This window comes from Cupriavidus sp. GW821-FHT02F09 (assembly GCF_059421605.1).
The window spans coordinates 1-4,485 of sequence record NZ_JBWKVH010000093.1; the positions used below are offsets into that span (position 1 = coordinate 1).

At 59.8% G+C, this 4,485-nt stretch carries 1 protein-coding gene and 1 pseudogene; one reads left to right on the forward strand and one right to left on the reverse strand.

Translation table 11 applies throughout. The features are described 5' to 3' along the window. Positions 1 to 611: 611 nt before the first annotated feature. Positions 612 to 3,134: an esterase-like activity of phytase family protein gene (locus tag AC07XB_RS38780; protein ID WP_492833204.1), complete on the reverse strand. Its 2,523-nt coding sequence runs from the start codon at positions 3,132 to 3,134 to the stop codon at positions 612 to 614. A gap of 276 nt (positions 3,135 to 3,410) precedes the next feature. Between AC07XB_RS38780 and AC07XB_RS38785 the strand changes: the two are divergent. Next, positions 3,411 to 3,796: pseudogene (locus AC07XB_RS38785) on the forward strand (DDE-type integrase/transposase/recombinase); the annotation flags it as partial. Positions 3,797 to 4,485: the final 689 nt, after the last annotated feature.

The window sequence follows — 4,485 nt, forward strand, 5'->3', positions numbered from 1 at the left end:
TTGGCCTGTTCGCCAAGGTGTATCGCGATGCGTTCGGCGAGCTGCCATCGCAGACACGTCGGATTACGAGGCGCTAGGGAAGCATCAATTCCGCCATCGAGGGATACCGGTGCTCGGTGAGGGCAAGAAGGGCAGACGATCCGTCGCCGCCCGCAGGCGGATCGTCTGGGCGTTATCAACGGGAAACTCACAACGCAGCGCAAATATTAGTTGCGCCACACATGGCCTAGCCGGCCATAGGCCCGCCAATTGGAATACCTGCGTCCATTTAGTTTTTTGTGCGTTATTGGGATATTTCGTGCCGACCGACCGACCGACCGACCGACCGCATGCGCTGCCTGCGGCCGCATGGACTTCCATATCGCGAAAGAGCCGCCATACGGTAGGAAGGACTAGCGGTGTGATCTAGTGCCGACACTGGGGCGCATGCCACTTTACAAGCCGAGGCTGTTGGCGTTCCATTGACTTGCAGGTGCGGCAGAAGCGAAGTGCGGCGCAGCTCTGATGTGTGAGCAGTCGGCTTGCCACCCAGGGGCAGTTGTTATGCGATGCCCGTTTTCCGGCTGGTATTCGAACCCGCCATCCGGCGGGCTCGAATACGTGGCATTGCCTCAGCGAGCCAGGTTCAGCGCCTTGGGCAGGCGAATCTGGATGAACTCGCTGTCATCCGGCGCCTTGGTTCCCACATGACGGCCGACACTAAAAGGGTAGTTGTTGTCATCGATGACGAGCAGAGTCGTGGCATCCAGAACCACCACATCCTCGATGGTATTGAACGGCATGCCGAACGGGTCGCCTAGGGCCAGGTCACCGTTCGCGCCACCCTTGCTGATGCCGTTGGGGTCGCGCAGCTTCATGAGGTTGGCAAGTTCTGTCTTGCCCACATATTCGGCATTCTTACCCAGCGTTACCTGGAATAGCTTCTTGAAGCCGTTGATGTCGCCCTGCGATCCGTCGCGCTCGATGATGATGCCTTCGGTGGCATTGTGGAGAATAAAGTCGCCGATGTTCGTGCCTTTGTCGTCCAGCTTGTACTTGTACTGTACGCCGGTGAACTTGCGCGTGGCGATGTCGAACTCCGAGATCAGCAGGGTCTTGGCGTCGTGGCCGGTCAGCGGCAGCTCGAGTAGCGGGTAGAGCTTTTTCCCGTCGGGACTGATAGCCATCCCTTCGAAGCCGCCGGAGCGCTTGGCGCGGAACGGATTGGAGGTGATGGTGGAGCGGTACGGCCAGTACAGCCCTGCCATCCAGGGCGTGTTGGCGCCGCCTTCGTCCTGCATATTGGTACCGTCGTCGCTATTGGCGGCGTCACCGTAGATGGGGAAGTCGCCGAAGAGGTAGACGGTGCGGATGGCCGGGAACTTCTCCTGCACGCGTAGCAGGGTGCGGAAATCGAAGCTCTGGATATCCGCGCGCTGTTGCATACCCTGGCTGACGATCAGGCTGGCCAGCGTATCCGCCAACAGGTTGGCATCCACCGTGCGCTGTCGGTAGACGTTCCCCTTGCCATCCTTGTCGCTGCGCGGATTGATCTTGGTCTCGATGTTGAAGCGCACGCTTTGCGCGTTCTTTACACGCTTGGCCGCCTCCGGATGTGCCTTGCCGGCACCGGTGCCGTAGTATGCGATGTAAGCGGCGACCAGATCGAAAATGTCCTTGACCGCAGGTACCACATACGGGCTGATATAGCCCTTGCTGCCGGCCAGCGCGACCGACACGGGGGAGAGCGTCGGATCGTTGACTTGGCTGGCACCGCGGAAGAGCTTGTCACAGATATAGTTGCTCTGGATCTGAGCGATGGTGAGATCCTTGATCAGCACCTCGTCGGCTGCGTTGTAGGGAACACCGTCGGCCCGGCGGCACTTCACGGCTTCGATATACGGATCGTGCTTGAGCACGGCGGCGCCGTCTTTGGTGATGCCGCTGTCGGTCTCCAGCGTGGTCATCAGGTTATCGAGCGCAGCTTCCATCGCGGGCAAGGTGTTTTCCGGGCGCAGGTCGCGTGCGCCGCGATGGCCTTGGGCATCGAACTTTGCTTGGTCGATCAGGCCATCGACCGTAAGATAATCGCCAGCCTTGCCGTCCCCGTTGGCGTCGAAGGTTGCCACCGCTGCGTAGAGCAGATCGGGTCGATCGGAGATGATCCCGTTTACACCGGCCTTGAGGAGTTGCGTCATGCTGGCGCTGTCATTCACTGTCCAGCTCACCACGGTGTGGCCGGCAGCCTTGAGCGAGGCCAGGTCCAGCGTATCGGAGGCAGCGGGCTTGAGGCCTGGTTGTGGATTGGCCCCGCGCGCGTAGTGCGCGTCCGCGCTGGACTTGACGCCGTTGGTGTCGTACTTGAGCTGCACGTAGTAAGGCGAGAACACCGGTGCGCGCTTGGCGCCATTCTGAAAGGCGTGCGCGCGCACCGCATTCATGATGCGCACCGGCGTGGCTTCTTCGGAAAACGGATTCTGCGGCGAGCGGACCTGCTTGCCGGGATTTTCGAAGTCAGGCAGCGGGATCGGCGCTTCCAGCAATGCGCCCTGCGCGTCGGTATGTAGCAGGAAGGGGCCAAACTCGTCGCCAAACCACAGCGTGCCATCCGTGCCCCGCTGCATGCTCTCGATGTCGAAATCGGCACCCGTCAGGATACGATCGCTGGTGAACTGGTTGGTGATCGCGAATGGAATTAGTTTGTTCGGATCTTTCAGTTCGATAAAGCTCTTGACGCCCACCATTCCGGTGCCGCTCGTAACCTTCTTGAAGGCGGGGGCGACCGTATAGACGCGCAGGTTGAAATCCGCAGAGTTCTCCAGCGTGCCGTAACCGTTATCCGCCATCACGAGGAATGTGCCATCGTTGTTCCGGAGCGCTGCCGAAAAACCTTGCACCGGCTGGGACGCGAATGGCGCCGTGGCGCCATTGAGGTCGCCACTAATATAGCGACCTGACACCGGCCCGGCGGCGAAGGTGGCTGCCGGCAGCACGGCGCGGCCAACCAGCGTGGGTTCGGAGACGGTGTTGCCGCTCTGATCTGTGGTGCTTGATTTGCTGTCGTCACCGCCGCATGCGGCGAGTAGCAGGGCGGCCAGCATTGCGCTGGCGATGCCACTGCGTGAACGGTGGAGTGGCAAATGCCGGAAGGCCATGATGTGTCCCTTTCTTCTCTGGTTGGAGGACGAGATGTTCAGGGAACCGTATGGCAGGGAAATGACTGAATGTATCCACTAGTCCTAGTGTCTGCGTCTATCGCGAGTATTTTGCGTTATTGAGATATTTTCTCGGATCAAGAAGGTGTATCGGGGCCGTTCGAGAATCGCTGCGCAGACGACAATGCGATGTGGCGGTCGAGCCGGCTTATGGAAGTACAAAAGCGGACGCTAGGCGAGACGGCTTAGTAAGTGGTAAGAATCTGACTGATGTGCTGGAACGATTTGTATCGGGTGGTCGATAAGGCGGGCAATACCATCGACTTCCTGCTGCGCACCCAGCGAGACAAGCCCGCAGCATGGCGCTTCTTCGAGAAGGCCATTGACCATAACGGCGAACCTGGCGGCGCTGCGACCTCAACGCCGAATGGGAAACGCCCATCGCCACTCGCTAGGTCAAGTATCTGAACAACGTCCTTGAGTAGGACCATCGGACGATCAAGCGCGTCCCCCGACCGATGCTCGGGTTTAAAGCCTTTCGCTGCGCGAGCATTCTCCTGGCTGGCATCGAGTTGATCCATATGATCACCAAAGGGAAGATGCAGTGTCCCGGTGGGGCCGCTGCGTCCGCTGCACAGCAATTCGATTCCCTCGCAACATAAACCAGCATCACTGCCGCCTTCTTACCGGCTAGTCTTTCTTACTGCGACAAAGCCCGTTGTCGTGTTCTTGGGGATCCAGCGCCATCTCGCCGTTACGTGGCCCGGCTGCCGCGGTGATTCGCGCCAGCGCGACATCAAGCGATGGATGCGCTGCGCGCCAGTCCATCCGTCCGGAAGCACGGTCGGCGTCTGCGCCTTGGTCACATGGATGCCCGGAAGGCACTTCCCGCTGCTCAAGACGCTCGGCATCGGCATGACCGCCCATGGCGGTGCTGTCGCGTGTCGCGCGGGCTGCTCGCTGATTCGGCGCCCCAGAGCCCAGAGGATTTCCGTAGCCACCTGCGACGCTTCAGTGGCCGGCTTTTTGCCAAGGGAGAGATTCGGCAAGAGGATGTCCCGGTAAGTCGGCGAGGGAAAACCCTTCTTTTCCCGGGCGAAGTCACCCCCTAGAATAAATCCACATTGTAGTCTCTGTATCCACAATATGGACAAACGTGCCGCTCGATACGCCTGGCACTGAACCGCTGACCCCATACCAATTCCCCAACCTCAGGGAGGCGCGGCCTGACATCGTCGTGCCGCAAGCCATTCCCACCGATGAGCGTCTTAAATAGAAAATGGAGACAAGTCCTGTGAAGAAAATCGCCTTTCGCTTCTGTTGTGGACTTCACCTGGGCGTGGCGCTGCTG

Coding starts and splice junctions, on each gene's coding strand:
- AC07XB_RS38780 (WP_492833204.1), bottom strand. CDS start 3,134: ATGGCCTTCCGGCATTTGCCACTCCACCGTTCACGCAGTGGCATCGCC.